Here is a 24,197-nt window from a genome sequence, read left to right on the forward strand (position 1 = left end):
GACCCTTTCCCTGACCGGTTGAACGGAGTGTTCCTCATGCAGACTGCAAAACCTGGTGTTTCGCGCACCCGCCAAGTGGTGGCGGCGGTGATTGGCAACGCGTTGGAATGGTATGACTTCATCGTCTACGGCTTTCTCGCCAGTATCATCGCCCGGCAGTTCTTCCCCTCGGAGGACGAATACGCCTCGCTGCTGATGGCCCTGGCCACCTTCGGCGTGGGCTTTTTCATGCGCCCGGTGGGCGGCATCCTCTTGGGCATCTACGCCGACCGCAAAGGCCGCAAGGCGGCGATGCAGTTGATTATCCGGTTGATGACCGTGTCCATCGCGCTGATCGCCTTCGCGCCGAACTATGCTGCCATCGGCATGGGCGCGCCGTTGCTGATTGTGGTGGCGCGGATGCTGCAGGGGTTTGCTACCGGCGGTGAGTACGCGAGTGCCACGGCATTTCTGGTGGAAAGTGCACCGGCCCATCGCAAGGGATTGTATGGCTCCTGGCAACTGGTGGGGCAATGCCTGGCGGTGTTCGGTGGGGCAGCGATGGTGGCGCTGGTCACGCATTTCTTTTCGCCCGAAACCCTCGACTTGTGGGGCTGGCGCCTGCCGTTTGTGCTGGGCTTGTTGATCGGCCCGGTGGGGTTGTGGATTCGTCGGCACATGGAAGACCCGGAAGAGTTCATCGAAGCGCGCAAGCAAGCCACTGGCCCGGCGCCGAGCCTCATGCAAGTGCTGCGGGAGCATCGGCGCAGTATTCTGGTGTCGATGGGGCTGGCCTGCGGCGCGACGGTGTCGTTTTATGTGGTGCTGGTGAACATGCCGACCTTCGCTCACAAGAACCTTGGCCTGCCGCTGGACCAGGTGCTGATGGTGCAGATGTTTGCGGTAGCGCTGATGACTGTGGTGATTCCGTTGTCCGGCCTGCTCTCGGATCGATGGGGACGGCGGCCGGTGTTGATGGCCTTCACCTTGGCGTTCTTCGTGATGGTCTACCCGTTGTATGTGTGGGTGGCCGCCGCGCCGTCTATCGAGCGCCTGCTGGTGATGCAGGTGATGTTGTGCACGGCGATTGGCGGGTTCTTCGGGCCAGCGCCGACGGCATTGGCCGAGCAGTTCCCTATCGAGGTGCGCTCGACCGGTGTGTCGGTGGCCTATAACGTGGCGGTGATGGTGTTCGGTGGTTTCGCGCCGTTGATCGTGACCTGGCTGAGCAAGGTACTGGGCACGCCGGTGGCGCCCTCGTTTTATGTATTGTTTGCGTGCGTGCTGACGCTGCTGGGCACTTACTGCATGCGCGAGGCACCCCGGGCGAGCAAACCGCTGCCGTTTTCCAGAGAGGTGAAGCCTTGAGTATTGTTGATTGGGATGCCACTGAACTGTCGCGGGCCATTCATGGGCGGCAGGTGTCGTGCGAAGAGGTGATGCAGGCGTACCTGGCACAGATTCAGCGCTTTAACCCTGGCGTGAATGCGCTGGTGTCGTTGCGCGACAGCGAGGCCGTGCTGGCCGAGGCGAGGGCCTGCGATCGTGAGTTGGACCAGGGCCACTCCCGTGGCTGGATGCATGGCATGCCCCAGGCCATCAAGGACCTGGCGGCCACCCGGGGCTTGCGCACCACCCTGGGCTCACCGCTGTTCGCCGAGCATGTGCCGGGCGAGGACGCCATCAGCGTGGCGCGGGTGCGGGCCAGTGGCGCGATCATCATCGGCAAGACCAACGTGCCGGAGTTCGGCCTGGGTTCCCACACCTACAACACGCTGTTCGGTACCACCGGCAACGCCTATGACCCGCGCCTGGCGGCCGGCGGCAGCAGTGGCGGAGCGGCGGTGGCCCTGGCGCTACGCATGCTGCCGGTGGCCGACGGCAGCGACATGATGGGCTCGCTGCGCAACCCGGCGGCGTTCAACAACGTGTTCGGCTTGCGCCCCTCCCAAGGGCGGGTGCCCCACGGGCCGATGCCGGAACTGTTTGTGCAGCAACTGGGCACCGAAGGCCCGATGGGGCGCAGCGTGACGGATGTGGCGCGGTTGCTGAGCATCCAGGCCGGTTACGACCCCCGCACGCCGCTGTCATCCCAGGCCGATCCGACGGTGCTTGGCCAGCCGTTGCTGCATGACTTCAAGGGTGCGCGCCTTGGTTGGCTGGGGGACTACAACGGTTATCTGCCGATGGATGATGGCGTGATGAGCCTGTGCGAAGCGGCGCTGGATGATTTCGCCAGGTTGGGCTGTGAAGTGCACAGCTGCCAACCGGACTTTTCCATGGCGCGCCTGTGGCGCTGCTGGTTGGTACACCGCCATTGGCTGGTGCACGGCAACCTCGGCGCGGCCTATGCCAACCCGCAAAAACGCGCACTGCTCAAACCCGAAGCGCAATGGGAAGTGGAGGGCGGCCAGGGCTTGAGTGCTCAGCAGGTTTACCAGGCGTCGGTGGACCGCAGTGAGTGGTACCGCGCCTTGGGCAAGCTGTTCGAACGTTACGATTTCCTGCTGTTGCCCACCGCCCAGGTGTTCCCTTTCGATGCACAACAGCCTTGGCCACGCCTCGTCGGCGGGCGTGAAATGGACACTTATCACCGTTGGATGGAGGTGGTGATCGGCCCGACCCTCGCCGGTTTGCCGAGCATGAGCATTCCGGTGGGCTTCAACCCCCAGGGCTTGCCCATGGGCCTGCAAATCATTGGCCCGGCCCAGGCCGACAGGGCCGTGCTGCAATTGGCCTACGCCCATGAACAACTGACCCAATGGGTACAACGCCGGCCACCGGCGTGCCTTGCAACGACCCGTTGAGCGCTGACCGGGCCTGTATCTTGCTGTGAAAAAAGATCATCCACCGGCAACAGGGAGATCGAACATGGAGACAGGCACCGTACGCTCGGTTGAACGCGCACTGGCAATTGTCGAGTTGCTGGGCGAGCACCAGGCCCTGGGGCTGGAAGAGTTGCACTACCTCACGCGCCTGCCCAAGGCCACGGTGTCGCGCATGTTGCTGACCTTGCAGGAACAGGGTTGGGTCTATCGGGGCCTGAGTGATCGACGTTACCGCCTGCGTGCCCGGCGCTTGTTCGGCGATACCCAGCAACGCTTCAAGCGCCAGGTGGTGGAGAGCGCCGCCCCCTGGTTATTGGAGCTCAGCGAGCGCACCGGGCTGGTGGTGGATTTGTCGTGCTTCGATGGTGAGCGCCTGGAGGTCATGGAGAGTGCGATTCCCAGTGTGTTGCGCAAGCTGTACCCGAACAACTGCCAGATCGTCGGCCAGTATGCCAGCCTGTTCCATTCCGCGATGGGCAAAGCCTGCTTGACGCAATTGCCGGCCGAAGAAGTACATCGCCTGGCAGGCCGTAATCATGTGGCGGCAGACGAGCACTATCGCGCATGCGAGCAAACCCAGCACCAGGGCTTTGGCCAGCGTACCGAGGGCTATTGGGAATATCCTGTGCGTTTGCCGTTCCTGATCCGGGCGGTGGCGCTGCCGGTGCGCGCCAATGGCCGCCTGGTGGGGAGCATGGCGCTGCATTGGCCAATGCATCAGGCGCCGGTGGAGCGAGTGTTGAATTTGCATATGGGCAGCCTTGAACAGGCGGTGTGCGAAGTGCAGCGAACGCTGGATTAAAAACACCGCAAAACCCTGTGGGAGCTGGCTTGCCTGCGATGGCGGTGTGCCAGGCGAGAAATGGTTCACTGATACACCGCCATCGCAGGCAAGCCAGCTCCCACATTTGAATTTGCGCCGGTTGTGAGATTGCGCTTAAGGTTCGCCCAGGTTTTTTGCCCCATGAGTCTTTATGTTCAATGTCAAACCTCTGGTCTTCGCGCTGCTGACCTGTGCTGCCGTGCCCGCCCACGCCGACTGGTACCTGGATAACGAATCCTCACGCCTGTCCTTCGTCACCACTAAAAACACCGAAGTGGCTGAAGTCCAGCGCTTCCTGGTATTGCATGGCAAGGTCGACGCCAAAGGTGCGGCTCGGCTGGAAGTGGAGCTGGACTCAATCAACAGCGGCATCCCGCTGCGCGACGAGCGCATGCGTAAAGAGCTGTTCGAGATCAAGACCTTCCCCGAAGCGCAGATCAGCGCGCAAATCAATCTGCAGCCCATCAATGACTTGGCATCCGGCGCGCAGTTGGAATTGCGCCTGCCCTTGAGCGTCACGCTGCACGGCAAGACCCAGACCTACAGCGCCGAACTGCTGGCCACGCGCCTGGATGAGCGGCGTTTCCAGGTGGTAACCCTGGAGCCCGTGGTGCTGCATGCCGAAGATTTCGACCTGGCGCCCGGTGTGGCTACCTTGCGCAAGGCGGCGGGGCTCAAGTCGATCAGTTTGTCGGTGCCGGTGGGTGCGGTGCTGATCTTCACGGCGCGCTGACATGAGCGGCGCGGTGTTCCCGTGGCGCAGCGCCAATCAGTTCGAATTGCTGATCGACGGGCCGAATTTCTTCCCGCAGATGCTGGTGGGCATCGCCCGGGCTGAGCAGCAGGTTGACCTTGAGTTGTACCTGGTCGAAGCCGGTGCCTGCGCCGAGGCCATGGTGCAGGCACTGGTGCTGGCTGCCGAACGCGGCGTGCAGGTGCGTTGCCTGTTTGACGATTACGGCAGCCTGGCGTTTACCCTGGGGCTGCGCAAGCGCTTGACCGACGCCGGCGTGACGCTGCGCTTTTACAACCGCCTGAATTGGCGGCGCTGGATGCGCAACCTGTATCGCGACCATCGCAAGCTGCTGCTGATCGACCAGCGCATTGCAGTGGTCGGCGGCACCGGTGTCACCGACGAGTTCTGGACGCCGGGGCAAGACACCGCCGACTGGCATGAAGTGATGGTGCAGATCAGCGGCCCATTGGTGCTGGACTGGCAGGCCCTGTTCGATCGGCAATGGCACGCTAACGCCGCGCGCCGTGAATGGAAACCGGCGACCCATTTTGGTTTGCCCCGCTTGCCCAAGGTGCCCGCCACCGGGCCGGGGCTGGGCCGCGTTGCCTATGCCGATGCGCGTCAGCACCGCGATATTCTGCAATCGTTGATTCGCGCCTTGAACAGCAGCAAATCGCGTATCTGGCTGGCGACCCCATACTTCCTGCCCACCTGGAGCGTGCGCCGTGCCTTGCGCCGGGCGGCTGGGCGTGGTGTGGATGTGCGTCTGTTGCTCACCGGCCCGCGCACCGATCACCCGTCGGTGCGTTACGCCGGGCACCGTTATTACCCGCGTCTGCTGCGTTCAGGGGTGCAGATCTTCGAATACCAGCCGTGCTTCCTGCACCTGAAGATGGTGCTGGTGGACGATTGGGTGAGCATTGGCTCGTGCAATTTCGACCACTGGAATTTGCGCTTTAACCTGGAAGCCAATCTTGAAGCGCTGGACCCGGGATTGACGGCGGCGGTGGTGGGCAGTTTCGAAGCGGACTTTGCCCAGAGCCAGGCGGTGAGTCTGGAGGCATGGAAGGCGCGGCCATTGTGGCGGCGGGTAAAGCAGCGGGTGTGGGGCTGGATTGATCGGTTGGTGGTCAACCTGCTGGATCGGCGCGGCTAGTCGGGCCAACTCAATCAACTGTGGGAGCTGGCTTGCCTGCGATAGCATCACCTCGGTACACCTGACAAACCGAGGTGCCTGTATCACAGGCAAGCCAGCTCCCACAAAAGCCAGCTCCCACAGCGACCGTGTTGACAGCTTCAGATCAGAGCAGTTCGAAGGTTTGCTGCTGCACGTCCTGGGAGTCCAACCCGATCTGCACATTGAACTCACCCGGTTCGGCCGCGTACTTGAGCTGGCTGTTGTAGAACTTCAGGTCGTCCTCGGTGATGGTGAAGTGCAGCGTGCGTGCTTCGCCGGCCTTGAGCATGACCTTCTGGAAGTTCTTCAGCTCCTTGATCGGGCGGATCATCGAACCGGCCACGTCCTGGATATACAACTGCACAACCGTTTCGCCATCGACCTTGCCGGTGTTCTTCACGGTGACGCTGGCGTCGAGCTTGCCGGTCTTGTTCAGCGTGGTGGACGACAGTGCCATGTCCGACAGGCTGAACGTGGTGTAGCTCAGGCCATAGCCAAACGGAAACAGGGGACCGGTGGTGTCATCGAAGTACTGTGAGGTGTAGTTGCCCGGCTTGCCTGGGGTGAATGGCCGGCCCACGGTCAGGTGGTTGTAGTAAGTCGGAATCTGCCCCACCGAACGAGGGAAGGTGATCGGCAGTTTGCCCGACGGGTTGTAGTCGCCGAACAGTACATCGGCGATGGCGTTGCCGCCTTCGGTACCTGCGAACCAGGTTTCCAGGATGGCATCGGCCTGTTGGTTCTCTTCGAGAATCGACAGCGGACGGCCGTTCATCAACACCAGCACCAGCGGTTTGCCGGTGGCTTTGAGGGCCTTGATCAAGTCGCGCTGGCTTTGCGGGATGTTCAGGTCGGTACGACTCGACGATTCGTGGGACATGCCACGGGACTCGCCCACCGCCGCGACGATGACGTCGGCGTTGTTCGCCGCCTTCACCGCTTCATCAATCAGCACCTGGGCAGGGCGCGGGTCATCCACCACTTCCGGGGCATCGAAGTTGAGGAAGTTGAGGTAGTCGAGCACCGCTTTGTCGCTGGTGATGTTGGCGCCACGGGCATAGATCACTTTGCCTTTTTCGCCGATCACGGCGTTCATGCCGTCGAGCAGGGTCACCGACTGCGCAGGCCGGCCGGCAGCAGCCCAACTGCCCATCATGTCGATGGGTGCCTTGGCCAGCGGGCCGACCAGGGCAATGGTCGCGGATTTTTTCAGCGGCAGGGTGTCGTTGTGGTTCTTGAGCAACACCAGGCTGCGGCGCGCAATGTCGCGGGCCTCGGCGCGGTGCAGGCGGCTGTCGGCGTAGGTGTCGACCGGGTCATCCTCGGCCTTGCCGATGCGCAGGTATGGGTCCTTGAACAGGCCCATGTCGTACTTGGCACCGAGCACTTCGCGCACGGCGTTGTCGATGTCGCTCTGCTGGATCTCGCCGGACTTGAGCAGCCCCGGCAATTCCTTGCCGTACAGCGAGTCGTTCATGCTCATGTCGATGCCGGCCTTGATCGCCAGCTTGGCGGCTTCACGCCCGTCTTTGGCCACGCCGTGCTTGATCAGCTCGAAGATCGCGCCGTGGTCGCTGACGGTCAGGCCCTTGAAGCCCCAGTCCTTGCGCAGCAGGTCGTTCATCAGCCAGGTGTTGGCCGTGGCGGGCACGCCGTTGATCGAGTTGAGCGCCACCATCACGCCGCCGGAGCCAGCCTTGATCGCTGCGTGGTAGGGCGGCAGATAGTCCTGGTACATCTTGACCGGGCTCATGTCGACCACATTGTAGTCGCGCCCGCCTTCCACCGCGCCATAGAGGGCAAAGTGCTTGACGCTGGCCATGAGGCTGTCGGCATTTGCGGGGCTGGTGCCCTGGAACGCCTTGACCATGACTTCGGCAATGCGTGACACCAGGTAGGTGTCTTCACCGAAACCTTCTGAAGTGCGGCCCCAGCGCGGGTCGCGGGAGATATCGACCATCGGCGCAAACGTGATGTCGAGGCTGTCGGCGGCGGCTTCCTGGGCGGCGATGCGCCCGGAGCGGCCAATGGCGTCCATGTCCCAACTGGAGGCCAGGGCCAGGCTGATCGGGAAAATGGTGCGGTGGCCGTGGATCACGTCATAGGCGAAGAACATCGGGATCTTCAAGCGGCTGCGCATGGCCGCGTCCTGCATCGGACGGTTTTCCGGGCGGGTGATGGAGTTGAACGTGCCACCGATGCGACCGGCGGCGATTTCCTTGCGGATCAGCTCGCGGGGCATTTCCGGGCCGATACTGATCAGGCGCAATTGGCCGATCTTCTCATCCAGGGTCATTTGCTTGAGCAGGTCGCTGACGAAGGCGTCCTTGTCGTTAAGCGCAGCAGGCTTTGTTTCTGCCCATACGGGGTGGCTGGCCAGAGTGGCAACAAGGCCGAGCAAACACAGCTTTTTCATGAATATCCTTTTTCGGCGACTGCGCAGCATTCAGAGAGATGCTGTCGGCCAAAATGTGGGGAACGTCTATTGTTGTTCGGGTGTTGTTCAGATAAATGCAGCACACTCTGAACTCTTTTTCGCGCTGGGCATCTTTGTAGCTGATTGGCTCGAAGCATTCCAGTGGTGGCGGATTATGCCCCAAGCGCGTGGTTTATAGGGTTAGTCGTCACATTCCATCAGATCGGGCAGGAGAAACACTATGCAAGCAGCACACACTTATCGCTGGGGCTTCAAGGCTGCGGCGCTGTTACTGATCAGCAGCGTGCTGAGCGGTTGCGGCATCAACAACATCCCGACCCTGGACGAACAGGCCAAGGCCGCCTGGGGCCAGGTGCAGAACCAGTACCAGCGCCGTGCCGACCTGATCCCCAACCTGGTGGAAACGGTGAAGGCGTATGCCGCCCACGAACAGGAAACCCTCACCGCGGTGATTGAAGCGCGGGCCAAGGCCACCTCGATCCAGGTGGATGCGAGCACCCTGGACAACCCCGAGAAGCTCAAGCAGTTCCAGCAAGCCCAGGATGGCCTGAGCGGCGCACTCAGCCGTTTGATGGTGGTGTCCGAGCGTTACCCGGACCTGAAGGCCAACCAGAACTTCCTGGCCTTGCAATCGCAACTTGAAGGCACCGAGAACCGTATCGCTGTGTCTCGCCGTGACTTTATCCAGGCCGTACAGGCTTACAACACCGAGATCCGTACTTTCCCGGGCCGCCTGTGGCACAGCGTGATGTACAGCGATTTGCCGATCCGCGCCACGTTTGAAGCCACCAGCGCCGATGCCGATAAAGCGCCGCAAGTGAAGTTCAAATAAGGCTGCACTGAGGTGTCGATGCGTTTATTACGGATAGGCCTGGCGCTGTGGCTGTTGGCCTGCGTGGGCGTGGCCCAGGCGGCACTGAGCTTCCCGGCGCTGACCGGGCGGGTGGTGGACAGCGCGCAGATGATCGACCCGGCGGTGCGCGAGCAACTGACCCAGCAATTGCAGGCGCTGGAGCAGACCTCGGGCGACCAGCTGGTGGTGGTCACCGTGCCCGACCTGCAAGGTGTGCCCATTGAGGACTACGGTTATCAACTGGGCCGCCAGTGGGGCATTGGCCAGAAGGGCAAGGACAACGGCGCGCTGTTGATCGTTGCCCGTGATGACCGTCAATTGCGCATCGAAGTCGGCTATGGCCTGGAAGGTGTGCTGACGGATGCGCAATCCTGGGTGATTATCAACCAGGTGATCCTGCCCAAGTTCAAGGCCGGCAATTTCAGCCAGGGCATCAGCGACGGCGTGGCCGCGATGATCCAGGTGGTGGGCGGTGAGCCCTTGGCGGTGCCGGCTCATGTGGCGGATGCGAACTTCGCCATGGATAATCCCGGTTTTTCCATCGGCCTGTTTATTCTGCTGATCGGCGTGCTGTGGCTGTGCAATCGCATGGGCTTGCCGGTGGGCGCTATCCTGCTGGCGATTCTCAACAGCAGCGGGCGCGGCGGTGGTGGGGGCGGCGGTGGCGGTGGTTTCCGCGGCGGCGGCGGTGGTTTTGGCGGTGGCGGGGCTTCGGGCAGCTGGTAATGACAATAACGAGAATAGAGCATCTACAACCATGGCATTACTGACTGAACACGAGCAGCGCCAAGTCGCCGAAGCGATCGCCCGGGTCGAGAAAACCACCGACGCGGAGTTGGTCACCGTGCTGGCGGCGCGCGCCGACGACTACGCCTACATTCCGTTGCTGTGGGCGAGCTTGATCGCGTTGGTGGTGCCGGGCGTGGTGCATTACCTGTCGGGTTACCTGACCATGTACACCTTGCTGGTGGCGCAGTGGGCGACGTTCATTGTGCTGTGCCTGGTGTTCCGCTTGCCCAAGGTCACTACTCGGCTGATCCCGCGTTCGGTACGCCACTGGCGTGCGTCCAACCTGGCGCGGCGGCAGTTTCTGGAGCAGAACTTGCACCACACGCTGGGCAGCACCGGGGTGCTGATTTTTGTCAGCGAGGCTGAGCGTTATGTGGAGATCCTGGTGGATGAGGGGATTTCCAAGCGCCTGGATGACAGCAATTGGGACGCTATTGTCCAGGCGTTTACCCAGCAGGTGAAACAGGGGCAGACGCTGGCCGGGTTCATCGCCTGCGTTGAAGCCTGTGGCGAGTTGCTCAAGGTGCATGTGCCCGTTACTCACACCCGCAACGAACTGCCCAATCGCCTGGTCGTACTCGAATAACTGCTTTCTGTGGGAGCCGGGCTTGCCCGCGATGGCATCGCCTCGGTTTGCCTGATTAACCGAGTGGCCTGCATCGCAGGCAAGCCAGCTCCCGCACAAGGCAGCATCCTTATTCGGGTTGATTGACCGTTGATCAAATAACCCCGTGCCCTGAACCCCCATCCCGCCTAAAATGCCCGGCATTCTTTACCCGAGGCGTTTTTGTTCATGTCCGTCACCGCTCAACCTGCCCGCCCTGCGCCGGATCATCATGCCCAGTTCATCGAACTGTTGAGCGCAAGCCTGGCCCAGAACGCTTTTATCAAGCTGGTGCTGGCCAAGTACGTCGGTGAGGAAGCCGAGTTGCAGCGGCTGATCATCAAGCCGGTGGTGGTCAAGGACCGGCCATGCCTGTCGTTCGTCTATCGCTACAAGACCCGCGATATCACCAAGAACTTCCCCTTGGCCGACGGCGTTGCGGCGATCGGCGAGCTGTTGCCCAGCTCGTTCAAGAACGCGCACTTGCTGGCGCTGACCGACGAAGCCCAGTTGGAATACAGCAAGAAGAACAAAAGCTCGCTGTTCAAAAGTAAACCGCAGCAACTGCGCGAGGCGCCTTCGGCTGAGCATAACCGCGAAAAAAATCGCTTCCTCGACCTGAGCCGGCCGTTCCTCGCCGACCTGGGCGTGACCGACGCCAAGCAGGCGCTGATCCCCTCGATGTCGCGCAAGTGGAAGCAGATCAACAAGTTCATCGAAGTGTTCAGCCATGCGCTGACGTCGTCGCCGTTGCAGCTCGACCGCCCGGTGCGTGTCGCCGATTTCGGCTCGGGCAAGGGCTACCTGACCTTCGCCATTCACGATTACCTGCGCAATACCCTCAAGGCTGAGGGCGAGGTCACCGGTGTCGAGTTGCGTGAAGACATGGTCACCCTGTGCAACAGCGCCGCCGCACGCCTGGAACACCCGGGGCTGGTGTTCAAATGCGGCGATGTGCGCAGCGTGGCGCCCAGTGAGCTGGACGTGATGATTGCCTTGCATGCCTGCGACATCGCCACCGACTACGCGATCCACACCGGCATCCGTTCCGGTGCGTCGATCATCATGTGCTCGCCGTGCTGCCACAAACAGATCCGCCTGCAGATCCAGAGCCCGGCGCTGCTCAAACCGATGCTGCAATACGGCCTGCACCTGGGCCAGCAGGCAGAAATGGTCACCGACAGCCTGCGTGCATTGTTGCTTGAAGCCTGTGGCTATGAGACCAAGGTGTTCGAGTTCATCTCGTTGGAACACACGAACAAGAACAAGATGATCCTGGCGGTCAAACGTGCCGAGCCTGTGGACAACGCGCAGCTATTGGCAAAAATCCAGGAGCTCAAGGCGTTCTATCACATCACCGAGCACTGCCTGGAAACCCTGCTGCGCGGGGATGGCTACCTGGCTTGAAATGGGCGCGGTTCCCTGTGGGAGCTTGCTCCCGTGACGGCCCCGGCGGCCAGCGCATATCTACCTGACGCCCCACGATCCAAATGTGGGAGCTGGCTTGCCTGCGATAGCGGCCTGACAGCCGACGCCTATCTGCCTGACACCCCACAATCCAACTGTGGGAGCGGGCTTGCTCGCGAAGGCGGCCTGGCAGTCAACACCGTTGGATTGTGTGTATATCCATTCCTGCGGTAACGGCCACCTAGGGTTCCGCTCTGACAGCGGCTCACTTTTGAAAAGCGCAAAAGTAAGCAAAACGCTCTTGCCCCACCACTCGGCACCTCGCTTAGGCTCGGTGTGCCCGTAATCCGCCAGTGATTTGGGGGGCCGCCGCCACGCGCCATCCATGGCGCGGGGCGGCTAAACCGGCATCCCTGCCGGTTTACCCCCCAAATCCCTGTCGAATTCCGGCCAGCGTGGTTTGACGGGGCGCTTGAGATCAAAAGCAGATCAAGATCAAGAGCGGCTCGCTTCGCATCGTGGTTATCGTCGACCGTTACAGCGTTGTGTAGATACTTTTGGCTATCGCAGGCAAGCCAGCTCCCACAGTTGGAATACGTGCGTGCTTAGAAGAAACGCGTCACGCTGATCTTCGCATCACGCCCTTTCGTGTACGCCCGGTCGCCGCTCAAGGCCGGGCGGAAGTTTTTGTTGAACAGGTTGTCTACCGTGAAGTTCACCTCGGTGCCTTTGAGGTACGCCTGCTGCGGTGTCCATTTGGCGAACAGGCCCTGGGTGTTGTAGCGCTTGTTGCCGTACTGGTCGTAGAACAGATCGCCGACGCTGGAGCCCGGGCCGCCCGAGTATTTGTCGCTGGGCAGGCGGTCGGTGGCGCCGATGAACTGGCCCATCCAGCCCACCTGGGCATCCCAGGCCGGGATGTGGGTACCCAGTACCAGCACCCATTTGGTCGGCGGGATGTCCCGCGCTGCCACGTCCGGGCCCCAAGGGTTGGTGTAGGCGCCTTGGTGCTGGCCCTTGGCATAGGCGAACGACACCGAGCCAAACAGGTAGGTGGAGTTGTAAATCGATTCGAGCTCAACGCCCTTGATGGTCAGGCTGCCGATATTGCGGTAGTTGGACATCGGCCCAGGCGGGCAAGCTGAAGCGATGCTGCCGCCATTGACAGCCTGGTTCTGGCAGCCCACGCCGGTGGCCTTGAAGATCTCGTCTTCGACCTTGTTGTGAAACAGGGTGGTGCGCAGTTGCAGGTTATCGTCCTGGGCGATCAGGTTGTCGAAGCTGGTGATGTTGCCCAGGGTGATCGAGGTGATGCGCTCCGGGTCCAGGTCGACGCTGGTGGCGGTGCGACTGCCCACGCCCTGCACTTCGTATTGTTCGTCGATCACCGGGGCGCGCCAGGTCTGGCTCCAGTTGGCGAACAGCCCCACGTTCGGCGTCACGGTCCAGAACAGCGCCAGGCGTGGCGACCAACCTGTGTAGGTGCGGTCGCTGTAGTCGTGACCCACTGCCGGGCTGGGGTTGTTGTAGTAGGGCGCATCGTTGCCTTCGCCGCGGTTGCGCACATGGTCATAGCGCAGCGACGGCGTGATCGTCACGTCGCCCAACGTCACCGCGTCCTGGATAAAGAAGCTGTTGGTATCAACTTTGCCGTGGGGCATGAAGCCTGGCTGGAAGTGCCCGTAGTTGTAGCGCGGCGTGTTGTAGGTGGCGCCGGGCATCCACATTTCGGTTTCGCGGGTGTGCTTGCGGATTTGCCCGCCAACCGTCACGGCATGCTGCAAGGGGCCGGTGTCAAACAGGCTGACGTTGCGGATGTCCAGGAGCTTGTCGGTGTAGGCGGTGTCCATCTTGCGCCCGCCGGTGGCCAACTGGAAAAACGCCGTGGCGTCACGCTCATCGGTCTGCTCGGTGTTGGACTGTGAGTACTTGATGGTCAAGTCCACCAGCGGGTTGTCCAGCGGCTGGTATTCATACTTGCCCGACCAGGTGGTGTCGACCGTGTCACGGTGGGCGAGGAAGCGCTTCAACGCGCCTTCGTAGCCGTAGCGGTCGATGTTGAACTGGGTTGGCGGCGTGGGGTAACTGGCGGCGGAAAACGGGGTCCAGCGGTTGCTGTGGGAGCGCGAGTATGACAGCCCGACACTGTGCTCATCGGTAAAATGCGCGTTGACCTTGAACAGCTTACCGTCCACATCCTGGGCGCTGTTGGGCAAGCGCTGGGGGTTGATCGGGTACTCATTGTTGTCGTTGGGCAATTTGGCGGCCACCTTCATATCGCCGCCGTCGCGTTGGGTCAGGTAGGCCAGCGCATCGAAACGGCCGTCGTCGGTACGGCCATAGACGGCACTGCTGTAGACCTGTTCATGGTCGTTGCTGGAGTAGCCATATTTGAGCATCGCACCGCTGTTGCGGCCGTCCTTGAGCAGGTCCGGGGCGTCCTTGGTGACCATGTTGACCGTGCCGCCGAAGCCGCCATTACCGGTGAACGGCGAGTTGGGACCTTTTTCCACTTCGATGCGCTTGATCAGCTCGGGCTCGATAAACACCGTGCCTTGCTGGTAACGCTCAAAGCCTGTCTTGGTGGCACCGTCAACGGTCAGCGGCACGTCTTCGGCATCGCCGAAACCGCGGATGTTGATGGTCTGGCCGCCGGGTTTCAGCGAGCCGCCCTGGCTGACACCGGGCAAGGTCTGCAACAGGCTGGGAATGTTATTGGACTGGTAACGGTCGATGTCGGCCTGGGTCAGGGTGGAGCGGTTGACGGTGCTGGCGTTCACCTCGTTGCCGGTGCCGATCACGCTCAAGGTGTCCAACTGGATTGCGCCACCGGTGGTGGTGGTTTTACCCTCATCGGGGCGCACCACGTAGGTACTGCCGACCTTGAGCAGGATGAGTTCACCGTTTTTGAGCAGGGAGCGGATGGCCACTTCCGGGGTGTAGTCACCGTTAAGCGCCGGGGCCTGCACATTCTTGAGCAGGGTTTCATCGAACAGCAGCTGGATTTTCGCCTGCTGGGCCACCTGGCTCAGGGACGTGGCCAGCGACTGGGCAGGCAGGTGCAGCTTGAACGACTCGGCTTCGGCGCTGAGGCTCAAGGCCAGGCACGTAGCCATGAGTGTCGGTCGAAGAAACAGGTGCGAAGCGTGACAAGGCGCGCGAAACATGAAATCCCCCGGAGCGGCTAAATAGCCAAAAAGGTGTGCGTATCAAACACGGACAGGAGGAAGACGGGGCAGGCAAAAAAAACCACACATGCGAATGCAAAATATTCTCATGTGTGGTGTTGCCGCCTATTTGCTTGGCTCGATTCTCATGATGCCGTCCGCCGAGAGTACGGTTTTCACCGGCAACAGCGCGGGCAAGGCATTGAGCAGGGCGTCCGGGTCATTCACATCCAGGTTGCCCGAAACCTTGAGTTGCGCCACGGCCTTGCTCACCTGCAACGACGCCTGTGGACGGTACAGGCTCAGTTCGTCGATCAGGCTGGCCAGCTCGCGATTGCGAAACGACAAGTGCCCGCTGCGCCAATCGGCGACCTCTTCGGCGCTGAGGCTTTGCGGTTGCACGATGCCTTTGGCGTAGTTGTATGAGGCCCGTTGCTGGGCGCCGAGCAGGGTGACGGGGCTTTTGCCATTGGGCGCGAAAGCGACCTGGCCATGGGCAACGCTGACCACCAATTGCTGCTGCCCTCGGCGCACATCGAAAGCAGTGCCCACCACCCGTACGCTCGACTCGCCGGCTTGCACGTAGAGGGGGCGTTCCTTGTCGGCGGCCACTTCGAGGTACAGCTGACCTTTGTCCAGGTGCAGCACCCGTAGATGGGCGCTGAAGTCCACGCGGATATGGGTGTTGGCATTCACATACAAGGTACTGCCATCCGGCAGATTCAACGTGCGCATGCCCTTGGCCTGGGTGGCAACCTGGCTGTGATACAGCTCGCGCGGTGCGCCGATAGAGGTCGCCAACACGGCGCACACCAAGGCAGCGGCCACCGCCAGGGCAGGGCGCCACAAGGCGGGCTTGCGCTTGGGCAGTGCCAGCGGTTTGTTCAGTTGTTGCAACTGGGCGAGGTCGGCCCATAACTGTTCGAATTCGGCATAGGCGCGCGCATGGTCGGGCACCGCCTGCCAGGCGGCAAAGGCTTTACGGTCGGCGCGGCATACTTCGTTGCGGTTGCGTGCAAACCAACTGGCGGCCTGGGCATCGATGGAATCGCTCGCTTGGCTGTCCAGCGCGTTTGTGTCGCTCGGGCGGTTCATTCTGGCTGCTCCGTGCCGGTGTCGGGTTGAAGGCGTCGCTTGCAGTGCAGCAGGGCAAAGGCGATGTGCTTTTCCACCATGCTGGTGGAGATGCCCATGCGCGTTGCGATCTGCGCCTGGCTCAAGCCTTCGAGGCGGTGCAGCATAAGGGCTTCTCGCCGGCGGGGCGAGAGTTCGGCGAGGACTTCTTTCAACTGTTCCAGGCGTTGCAGGCGAAGGGCGGCGGCCATAGGGTCGTTGTGCTCGTCGGTGACCGGCTCGGCATCCATTTCGGCGTGATCAGGGTGGACGATTTGCCGTACCTTCTGTTTACGCCAGTGATCGCGCAGCAGGTTGCGTGCCATCTGGAACAGAAACGCCCGTGGCTGCTCGACCTTGGCCCGGTCGCGGTAGCCCAGCCATTGGGTAAACACATCCTGGGCCATGTCTGCCGCATCGCTGGCGTTGTCCGTGCGTTTGCGCAGGAAATACAGAATGTCTGCATAAAACCCGCGACAGGCATCGGCCGACGACGGGTCGGGCTGGGGACGAGACATGGATACCCTTCTTGACGAAGCACGATGTGGAAAAGTCGCGAATGATATCGAGAATTATTGTCATTTGTCTCCAGCTAAATAGATCTCCCGTGTTTGGCTGGAAAAAATTGGGGCATGGCCTTTAATCCTACAAGTTTGGGAGCGATATCCCACTCAAAGGAGAAAGTCATGGCTGGATGGTATGAGTTGAGTAAAAGCAGTAACGGGCAGTTTCGTTTCGTGCTTAAGGCGGCGAACGCAGAAACCATATTGACCAGCGAGCTTTACACCACCCGCGGTGCTACTGAAGCCGGCATTGCTTCAGTGCAGGCAAACAGCCCACATGATGAACGTTATGAGAAAAAAGTGGCCAGCAACGGCCAGCCGTTCTTCAACCTCAAGGCTGCCAATCATCAAGTGATCGGCAGCAGTGAGCAGTACACCTCTACAGCCGCACGAGACAATGGCATTGCCAGCGTCAAGACCAATGGTTCCAGTGTCACTATCAAGGACAAGACCTGACGGTTGTGCAAGAAGGCCTACGCCCGGCTCGCGAGAGCCGGGCGTTTTTTATACCGATGACAGCAACGCTTTGAGCTGTCCGATCCCTGCTTCGCCCAACGGGAACACCGGCAAGCGCGGATGACCCACCTCCAACCCAGTCAAGCGCAACCCGGCCTTGATCGTCGCCGGCAGCCCGCCTTTGAGGATGAATTGCAGCAAGGGCAACTGTCGGTAGAACAGCTCCCGCGCCTTGTTCAAATCATCGGCCAGTACGGCCTGATACAAGCTCAGGTTCAGTTGCGGGATCAGGTTCGGCGCCGCGGTGCACCAGCCTTTGGCGCCAGCCGCGAAGGCTTCCAGCGCCAGCGGGTTGCAGCCGTTGTAGAACGGCACGTCACTTTGCAGTTTCAACTGGTGCATGCGCTGGATGTCGCCAGTGCTCTCCTTGACCATCGTCACGTTCTCGACCTGCTTGAGGATGCGCAGGATCAGCTCCACCGACATGTCGGTGCCGCTGGTGGCCGGGTTGTTGTAGAGCATGATCGGCACGCCGATGCTGTCGCCGATGGCGGCGTAGTGAGCGAGGATTTCCGCGTCACTGAGTTTCCAGTACGAGGCCGGCAGCACCATGACCACATCGGCGCCGTGCTCTTCGGCGTAGCGGGCGCGGCGTACGGCCTTGGCGGTGGTCAGGTCGGACACGCTGACAATGGTCGGCACGCGCTTGGCGACTTTCTTGATGCTGTAGGCGCTGACTTCATCCCACTCGGCATCGCTCAGGTAAGCGCCTTCGCCCGTGCTGCCCAAGGGCGCAATGGCGTGGACGCCGCTGTTGATCAAGCGGTCGATGGAGTGCCCGAGGGCGTCGAGGTCAACGCGTTGGCCGTCGGCACTGAAGGGGGTGATGGTGTAGCCGATGATGCCGTGAATGGTTGGGTTGGACATGGGAAAAACTCCGGTCGAAAAGGGGGACAATCAGTTCAGGCAGTCGGCGTGCTTGCGCAGGTTTTGCCGGGCGTAGTAGTTGAACGCGGCGCCGTGGCGTTTGGGCTTGGAGATCCAGTCATGGGCCTCGCGCCCCAGCTCCGGCAGGATCGGTTTGACGCTGCCCGCAGACATCGCCAGCAACTGCAACTTGGCAGCCCGTTCGATCAGTTGCGCAATCACGCAGGCTTCTTCGATGTTGGCCCCGGTGGACAACTGCCCGTGGTGCGAGAGCAGGATGGCGCGCTTGTCGCCCAGGGCCGTGGTGATGATTTCCCCTTCTTCGTTGCCCACCGGCACGCCGGGCCAGGCCTCCAGGAACGCGCAATCTTCGTACAGCGGGCAAAGGTCCATGTGCGACACCTGCAACGGCACTTCCAGCATCGACAGCGCGGCAATGTGCGTAGGGTGCGTGTGGATGATGCAGTTTACATCCGGGCGGCCGCGGTACACCCAGGTGTGAAAACGGTTGGCGGGGTTGGGAATGCCATGGCCTTCCAGTACTTCGAGGTCTTCGTTGACCAGCAGCAGGTTGCTGGCGGTAATTTCATCAAAACCCAGGCCCAGTTGCTGGGTGTAGTAGGTGCCGGGCGTCGGCCCACGTGCGGTGATCTGCCCGGCCAGGCCGGAGTCGTGGCCGTACTCGAACAGGATTCGGCAGGTCAGCGCCAGCTTTTGCCGGTCGGTCCACGTATTATCTGCCAGGCTGTTTTGCATCTGGCTCAGTGCTTGCTTGACCAGTTGGTCTTTTGGGAGTGCTAATGTCTTGGCCATATCGGTGTCCTTTGGATGGTTCAATGGACGTCGGATTTGCTGGTCGCCCGCTGCTCGCAAGGTCGTTGGGTGAGTGCAAATGACACTAAAGATGCTATATGACACTTTGTGTCATTGGCAAGCCTGTCTCATCGCTTTCTGCATGGATTAACCGCAGCAAATGTCTATCCGCTTGAAAATATTAAGAAAAAAACTTGGCGTAACCCTGGAGGCCCTGGCCGAAAAATCCGGGATGACCAAGAGTTACCTGTCGAAAGTCGAGCGCGGGCTCAATACGCCCTCCATCGCCGCGGCATTGAAACTGGCCAAGGCTCTGAACGTGAAGGTCGAAGAGCTGTTCAGCGAAGACAACGTCAGCCTCGACAGCTACAGCCTGGTGCGCAGCCATGAGCGGCCCGACACCTCGCCGGGTTATGCGGTGCTTGCCCACCAAGTCAGCGAGCGCAGCCTGCTGCCGTTCATCATTTATCCGCCGGCGGAGTTCACCGACAAGACCTTCAAGGAGCACTTGGGAGAGGAGTTTTTATTCGTGCATGAAGGCCAGGTTGAGGTGGATTTCATGAGTGAGCGCGTGCTGTTGGCGCGCGGCGATGCACTGCATTTCAACGCGCAGAAACCCCACCGGATTCGCTCGGTGGGAGAGGTGCAGGCGCAGTTGCTAGTGGTGGTGCACAGCGCTGAGGAATGAGGCTGATCCCGACTTGAAATGCAGTCAATGTGGGAGCTGGCTTGCCTGCGATAGCGGTTTATCGGTGCCCGATCTGTCGCTGACCCACCGCCATCGCAGGCAAGCCAGCTCCCACATTTTGCTCAGCGTTCCACAGGGACGGACAATGCCGGATTACCCAGTGGGTGCGTACGCGCTGTAAAGAACCTCAGTTCCACAGCAGAGCCCTCGAACAACTCCAGATACCGCCGCTTCTGTTGGCGAATAAACCCATCGCTGCGCCCCGACACCGAGATCGCCAGGGTGTTGATGCTGGCCTGGCCGATAGCATCCACCAGGTGTTTATCCTGCGGCCCCAAGTCATGGCCGAAGATGCACAGCGCGCCTTCATGGCTCAACAGCTGTTCATAACAGAACGACAGATAATCCGAACTGCGGATACTTTTGAGTTTCTCCTCCACCTTGCCTTCACTGACAAACAGCGGCACATCGTCGAGGGTCTTGATCGTGTTGTTGATGGCAAAACTGCTGAGCAGGGTGCTGTCGGTGGACGGCAATTTGCGCGCCGTGCCGTCGAGGTTGCGCACCAGGTGCAGGCCGCCGTGCAGGTACAGGATGCGGGTGGCGTCGGTGTGCGTATTGCGCAGGTCGAAGCTTGAGTCGGCGCTGCGAAACAGGTCGTCAATGCCCGGTGCGTGCAGGGTCGCCCAATAGTTGAGCAAGTCGTAGTTACTGGTGAAGACGGTGGCGTAGGTGGTCAGCTCCGCGTTGATCGTCGTCAGCGTCGACGGCTGCACCAGGCGCCAGGGAATGTGCACGGTATGAATGGTGTTGATCAGCGCTTCCTTGATCGCGTAGTAACGGTTACGCGGCGCCGCCGAGCTGACCGCCAGGGCCTTGTTGACCCGGCTGGTGGTTTTCAAGGCGCCCAGCGCTTGCTCGAAACTGCGGGTCTGCAAGGCGTCGAACACGCTGAGTTCGGAGGCGCTCAGGGGTTTTTCTTCGACGGTACGGGCGTTTTCGAACAGCGAGTCGTAGGCAAAGTCTTCCCAAATCGTACGGCTGGCGCCGTTACCGATCAGTATCCCGCTGAAGTCGACGGCAGCGCGCAGGGCACTCCAGTCTTCAAGGTGGGCGTCAATATCCTGGAAATCCTTCATTGCGGCGGGTCTACTCGAAATCGGCTGGGGGGTGACTTTATCACGAGCCGGCATTGATCCTGATCAAGATGCGCCACGCGGTACAGGTTGATTCTGTCGGCATAAAGCCTTTGAGGATTGATCATGAGCAGCACGTTCTTCATCCCCGCCGTCAACATCATGGGTATCGATTGCCTCGACGAAGCGATGACCGCCATCCGCAACTACGGCTTTGACAAGGCGTTGATTGTGACCGACGTGGGCCTGGCCAAAGCCGGTGTGGCCGGCATGATCGCCGAGAAGCTGGCGATGCAGGATATCGACTCGGTGATCTACGACGGCGCCAAGCCCAACCCCAGCGTGGAAAACGTCGAAAAAGGCCTGGCGTTGCTGCAACAGAGCGCCTGCGATTTCGTCGTGTCCCTGGGTGGCGGTTCGCCCCATGACTGCGCCAAGGGCATTGCCCTGTGCGCCACCAACGGCGGGCGCATCGGCGACTATGAAGGCGTCGACCGATCGAGCAAGCCGCAACTGCCGCTGGTGGCCATCAATACCACCGCTGGCACGGCCAGCGAGATGACGCGTTTTTGCATCATCACTGACGAAAGCCGCCACGTAAAAATGGCCATCGTTGATCGCAATGTCACGCCGTTGCTGTCGGTCAACGACCCGGCGCTGATGGTCGGCATGCCCCAGGGCCTCACTGCCGCCACGGGCATGGATGCGCTGACCCACGCCATCGAAGCCTATGTGTCCACCGCCGCGACACCGATCACCGACGCCTGCGCGATCAAGGCCATCGAGTTGATCAGCGCCAACCTGCGCCTGGCGGTCCGCGACGGCACTGACAAGGCCGCACGGGAAAACATGGCCTATGCGCAGTTTCTCGCCGGCATGGCCTTCAACAATGCGTCCCTGGGTTTCGTGCATGCCATGGCCCACCAACTGGGCGGCTTGTACGACTTGCCCCACGGCGTGTGCAACGCCGTGCTATTGCCCCATGTACAAAGCTTCAATGCCAGCGTCTGCGCCAAACGCCTGAGCGACGTGGGCCGGGCCCTTGGCGCAGATATCAAGGGCATCACCGCCGAGGAGGGCGCCCAGGCTGCCATCGCGGCGATTCGTCGGTTGTCACAGGACGTGGAAATCCCTGCGGGCTTGCGTGAGCTTGGCGCTAAGTTGCAGGACATCCCGTTGCTGGCCAGCAATGCGTTGAAAGATGCCTGCGGGCTGACCAACCCACGGCGGGCTGACCAGCGTCAGATTGAGGAGATCTTTCGTAGCGCGTTTTGATCCGAGCTGCAGCGGGCAAGGCATACGCATGTGCCGCCCGCCAACGCCACACACAACACCGCCAGCGGCCACGCCTGCTGGCTCACCAGTAGGCTTGCCGCACCGCCGATCATGGCTGCCATCAACTGATGCACAAAACCGCCGAGGGCCATGGCGTAGGGGCCGCTGATGGGGGCCTCATCATTGGCGAGAGATAAACTGATAGGGTAACTGATCGACTGCCCCAGCACCGCCACGCAATAGGGCAACCACAGCAGCACCGCGAGCCCACTGGCAAGCACGCTGCCTAGCAACATGGTCGCCGTACCGAGCAGTACCAATGCAACGCCTGCACGCATCATTCTCAAGCGACCTGTGCGTGCAACGAAGCGATTGACCATTAACGCACCTGCCAGGTAAGCCCCACTTATCGGCCAACCCAGCCAGCCGTATTCCATTGCGCTCCACTGAAAACCTCCCTGAAAAATCAACGGTGCGCAGGTATTGAATGCAATGATCACCCCATAGCCCAAACCGCCGGCCAGTGCGGCGTGCAGAAAGGGAGGATGTCGCGCAATCGCGTTGTAAACACGCCAAGCGCGGACCGGGGAGCCAGCTTTTGCTTGCGTCGCAAATACCACCCGCTGCAACACCCCTATCAAAGCGACAGCCCCGATTGCCAACGTATAGAAAATTGCCTTCCAGCCAAACGCCATTTGCAATAACGAACCCACGAATTGGCCAATACCCAAGGCGACCACGAAGGTCATCCCCAGCCACGATAGTCCTTTGGCCAACTGTGCACCGCTGAAGTTGTCGCGCACTAATACCCGTGCCATGACGGACATCCCACCAGCCCCCAAGCCTTGAAGCAGGCGTAAGGCTAGAAATGACTCAACATTGAACGCTGATGGGATCGTCGCACTCGCCAGGGCATACACCGCCAAGGCTGCAAGTAACACCGGTTTTCTGCCAAGTCGCTCAGCCAGACTACCCCACAGCAGCATTGGCAAGGCCATGCCCACCAGATACACCGCTAGAGCCAGAGCAACATGCTTTTCGACGGCTAAAGCTTGCGCGATTGCTGGGACTGCGGGCAGATAGCTGCTGATACCGGCTTGAGCGAGGAAGGCAGCACTACAGGCGAGGAGGAGAGCGATATTGCTTTTCAATAAAAATCGTCCTATATCCTAAGTAAGGAAGAAACTGCTAGTTCGGCATCGTTTACACAGTTTTTAATCCGTTTCAGTAATCGTGGCCATTAATGAACGTCCCCATTAGGTAGCTTCTGACTGGGAGTGCAAGCTGGTGCTGGTTTTTGAGGCCGTGGTTAGTTGGGTTAGCTGTGCGCAAAACGACTCTATCGTTGTAGGGGACATATCTGCTCGGAGCGTTATGCGTACGGCTGATTTTCCTTTTGGCACTACCGGAAAAAATACAGCAGATGTAAAAAAGCCAATGTCCGAAAGTCGGGTGGCGAGCTCATTCGCTTTTTCAGCTTCTCCACAGTTAATTAAGCGTATGGCAGTCTGGGTGCCGTGCTGCTCTGTATATATTAATTTGTCAAATAGTTGAATGTTAAATTGAAGTTTTTCTTGAAGCTCGTATAGCTCTTCAGTCTGGTGTATTTTTAGCGACGCCAGCCCAGCGCCAATAGCCGCTGAGTTCAGACTTTGCGACCAGTTGCTCGGTCCACCATAACGGTACATCAGACTTTTTTGTCGTTCGCTGCCAAACATGATCAACCCGCCGCTAGCACCGAAAGACTTTCCTAAGGACGCGACTATTAATGTCTGATCGTCTTGCGCATGCATAAATGGCCGGATGTAACCACGTCCTCCCTCTCCGAATGCCGACAGCGCATGCGAGTCGTCCATATAGAGAAATAGCCCATAACGAGCTTTTAAGTAAAGTAAACCGTCAACGTCCGCAACGCCGCAGGGTTTTGGCCTCCCTTATTCCCTGCATCGCACCTTCTATTATGGCCGGGTGGTGATCGAGCCCAAGATATGAGGTTGTGCAGAAGTGATGGAAGTCGCGCCCATATTGATCTGTCAGGTAATTATTACTTTTGACGGTGACATTGAGCTCGCATATTCGCCCGCTCTTTGCCGAGTGCCAGTCCGTTTCGGCCAATGCTATGAGTTTTTTGTAATTTGAGAATTTGTGTGTGAGTGATGAGTTTTCCATTTCTCTAGCGTCCTTTGGGGGGGCTGGAAAACACTATCGGGAAAATTTTGATTCGATAAGTCAGACGATTCCCAGGCACGATAGTCCGGATGGAGTATTTCGTGTAGGTCCATTCCTGCTTTTAGGATGGCACAGTAATGTCATTCGATAGCTGCCTACAATGTCCTGGTGTGTCAATGGACCTGAAGGGGGGTGATATCATGCGATTTAATGGGGTTGTGCGTCAGTAAATTAGGTAAGGTGCCGGCGTGCAGGGC

At 60.2% G+C, this 24,197-nt stretch carries 20 protein-coding genes and 1 pseudogene; 12 read left to right on the forward strand and 9 right to left on the reverse strand.

Annotated elements, in window-relative coordinates; translation table 11 throughout:
- Positions 1-36 precede the first annotated feature (36 nt).
- The 5 genes from AB9N64_RS25195 to AB9N64_RS25215 all read left to right on the forward strand — a co-directional run bounded on the left by AB9N64_RS25195 (position 37) and on the right by AB9N64_RS25215 (position 5,522).
- Positions 37-1,347, forward strand: coding sequence for a citrate-proton symporter (locus tag AB9N64_RS25195; RefSeq protein WP_014717321.1), 1,311 nt, complete (start codon positions 37-39; stop codon positions 1,345-1,347).
- Positions 1,344-2,786 (forward strand): amidase, encoded by a 1,443-nt coding sequence (locus AB9N64_RS25200; RefSeq protein WP_122299698.1) that lies wholly within the window; start codon positions 1,344-1,346, stop codon positions 2,784-2,786. Before AB9N64_RS25195 ends, AB9N64_RS25200 begins: the two co-directional genes overlap by 4 nt.
- 64 nt (positions 2,787-2,850) lie before the next feature.
- On the forward strand, positions 2,851-3,609 hold the full coding sequence (locus AB9N64_RS25205; protein WP_014717323.1) for a helix-turn-helix domain-containing protein: 759 nt from the start codon (positions 2,851-2,853) through the stop codon (positions 3,607-3,609).
- Positions 3,610-3,781: 172 nt separating this feature from the next.
- On the forward strand, positions 3,782-4,363 hold the full coding sequence (locus AB9N64_RS25210; RefSeq protein WP_003189365.1) for a YceI family protein: 582 nt from the start codon (positions 3,782-3,784) through the stop codon (positions 4,361-4,363).
- Between the two features lies 1 nt (position 4,364).
- The gene (locus tag AB9N64_RS25215; RefSeq protein WP_003189367.1) at positions 4,365-5,522 is read left to right on the forward strand and encodes a phosphatidylserine/phosphatidylglycerophosphate/cardiolipin synthase family protein; all 1,158 of its coding nucleotides are present in this window, start codon (positions 4,365-4,367) and stop codon (positions 5,520-5,522) included.
- Positions 5,523-5,667: 145 nt separating this feature from the next.
- Here AB9N64_RS25215 and bglX read toward each other — a convergent pair whose 3' ends face one another.
- On the reverse strand, positions 5,668-7,959 hold the full coding sequence (gene bglX / locus AB9N64_RS25220) for a beta-glucosidase BglX (RefSeq protein ID WP_106111527.1): 2,292 nt from the start codon (positions 7,957-7,959) through the stop codon (positions 5,668-5,670).
- A gap of 241 nt (positions 7,960-8,200) precedes the next feature.
- On the opposite strand from bglX, the gene AB9N64_RS25225 reads away from it, so the two are divergent.
- The 4 genes from AB9N64_RS25225 to AB9N64_RS25240 all read left to right on the forward strand — a co-directional run bounded on the left by AB9N64_RS25225 (position 8,201) and on the right by AB9N64_RS25240 (position 11,633).
- Positions 8,201-8,812: a LemA family protein gene (locus AB9N64_RS25225; protein ID WP_014717327.1), complete on the forward strand. Its 612-nt coding sequence runs from the start codon at positions 8,201-8,203 to the stop codon at positions 8,810-8,812.
- An 18-nt stretch (positions 8,813-8,830) separates the two neighbouring features.
- Positions 8,831-9,559, forward strand: coding sequence for a YgcG family protein (locus AB9N64_RS25230; protein WP_168224204.1), 729 nt, complete (start codon positions 8,831-8,833; stop codon positions 9,557-9,559).
- 31 nt (positions 9,560-9,590) lie between these two features.
- Complete coding sequence (locus AB9N64_RS25235) at positions 9,591-10,208, forward strand: TPM domain-containing protein (protein WP_032903207.1); 618 nt, start codon at positions 9,591-9,593, stop codon at positions 10,206-10,208.
- Positions 10,209-10,415: 207 nt separating this feature from the next.
- Positions 10,416-11,633 carry an SAM-dependent methyltransferase gene (locus tag AB9N64_RS25240; protein ID WP_106111526.1) on the forward strand — a complete coding sequence of 406 codons (1,218 nt, stop codon included), beginning with the start codon at positions 10,416-10,418 and terminating at the stop codon, positions 11,631-11,633.
- A gap of 605 nt (positions 11,634-12,238) precedes the next feature.
- Here the strand turns inward: AB9N64_RS25240 and AB9N64_RS25245 are convergent.
- The 3 genes from AB9N64_RS25245 to AB9N64_RS25255 all read right to left on the reverse strand — a co-directional run bounded on the left by AB9N64_RS25245 (position 12,239) and on the right by AB9N64_RS25255 (position 16,431).
- A complete protein-coding gene (locus AB9N64_RS25245; protein ID WP_371359758.1) occupies positions 12,239-14,800 on the reverse strand; it encodes a TonB-dependent hemoglobin/transferrin/lactoferrin family receptor in 2,562 nt (853 codons plus the stop codon).
- 126 nt (positions 14,801-14,926) lie between these two features.
- Positions 14,927-15,895 carry a FecR domain-containing protein gene (locus AB9N64_RS25250; RefSeq protein WP_201915498.1) on the reverse strand — a complete coding sequence of 323 codons (969 nt, stop codon included), beginning with the start codon at positions 15,893-15,895 and terminating at the stop codon, positions 14,927-14,929.
- Positions 15,892-16,431, reverse strand: a complete 540-nt coding sequence (locus AB9N64_RS25255) for an RNA polymerase sigma factor (protein WP_166405453.1) — start codon at positions 16,429-16,431, stop codon at positions 15,892-15,894. The genes AB9N64_RS25250 and AB9N64_RS25255 overlap by 4 nt, the downstream gene beginning before the upstream one ends.
- A 168-nt stretch (positions 16,432-16,599) precedes the next feature.
- Here AB9N64_RS25255 and AB9N64_RS25260 point away from each other — a divergent pair, with 168 nt between their 5' ends.
- Complete coding sequence (locus AB9N64_RS25260) at positions 16,600-16,932, forward strand: YegP family protein (protein WP_014717333.1); 333 nt, start codon at positions 16,600-16,602, stop codon at positions 16,930-16,932.
- A gap of 48 nt (positions 16,933-16,980) precedes the next feature.
- On the opposite strand, the gene AB9N64_RS25265 is transcribed toward AB9N64_RS25260, so the two are convergent.
- Positions 16,981-17,859 carry a dihydrodipicolinate synthase family protein gene (locus tag AB9N64_RS25265; protein WP_019817812.1) on the reverse strand — a complete coding sequence of 293 codons (879 nt, stop codon included), beginning with the start codon at positions 17,857-17,859 and terminating at the stop codon, positions 16,981-16,983.
- Positions 17,860-17,889: 30 nt separating this feature from the next.
- Entirely contained in the window at positions 17,890-18,672 is a 783-nt protein-coding gene (locus AB9N64_RS25270; protein WP_014717335.1) for an aldolase, read from the reverse strand.
- Between the two features lie 160 nt (positions 18,673-18,832).
- On the opposite strand from AB9N64_RS25270, the gene AB9N64_RS25275 reads away from it, so the two are divergent.
- The gene (locus tag AB9N64_RS25275) at positions 18,833-19,360 is read left to right on the forward strand and encodes a helix-turn-helix domain-containing protein (protein ID WP_014717336.1); all 528 of its coding nucleotides are present in this window, start codon (positions 18,833-18,835) and stop codon (positions 19,358-19,360) included.
- Positions 19,361-19,482: 122 nt separating this feature from the next.
- Here AB9N64_RS25275 and AB9N64_RS25280 read toward each other — a convergent pair whose 3' ends face one another.
- Entirely contained in the window at positions 19,483-20,499 is a 1,017-nt protein-coding gene (locus tag AB9N64_RS25280) for a DUF4917 family protein (RefSeq protein WP_014717337.1), read from the reverse strand.
- Positions 20,500-20,622: 123 nt separating this feature from the next.
- Here AB9N64_RS25280 and yiaY point away from each other — a divergent pair, with 123 nt between their 5' ends.
- Positions 20,623-21,771: an L-threonine dehydrogenase gene (gene yiaY / locus AB9N64_RS25285; protein WP_054917605.1), complete on the forward strand. Its 1,149-nt coding sequence runs from the start codon at positions 20,623-20,625 to the stop codon at positions 21,769-21,771.
- Here yiaY and AB9N64_RS25290 read toward each other — a convergent pair.
- Together AB9N64_RS25290 and AB9N64_RS25295 are read right to left on the reverse strand one after the other, a co-directional pair.
- Entirely contained in the window at positions 21,738-22,922 is a 1,185-nt protein-coding gene (locus AB9N64_RS25290; protein WP_020301016.1) for an MFS transporter, read from the reverse strand. The two genes, yiaY and AB9N64_RS25290, sit on opposite strands and share 34 nt — an antisense overlap.
- Positions 22,923-23,027: 105 nt before the next feature.
- Positions 23,028-23,940: pseudogene (locus AB9N64_RS25295) on the reverse strand (aminotransferase class I/II-fold pyridoxal phosphate-dependent enzyme).
- Positions 23,941-24,197 lie beyond the last annotated feature (257 nt).

The organism is Pseudomonas sp. KT_2_4, from assembly GCF_041410225.1.
GTDB lineage: Bacteria > Pseudomonadota > Gammaproteobacteria > Pseudomonadales > Pseudomonadaceae > Aquipseudomonas > Aquipseudomonas paracarnis.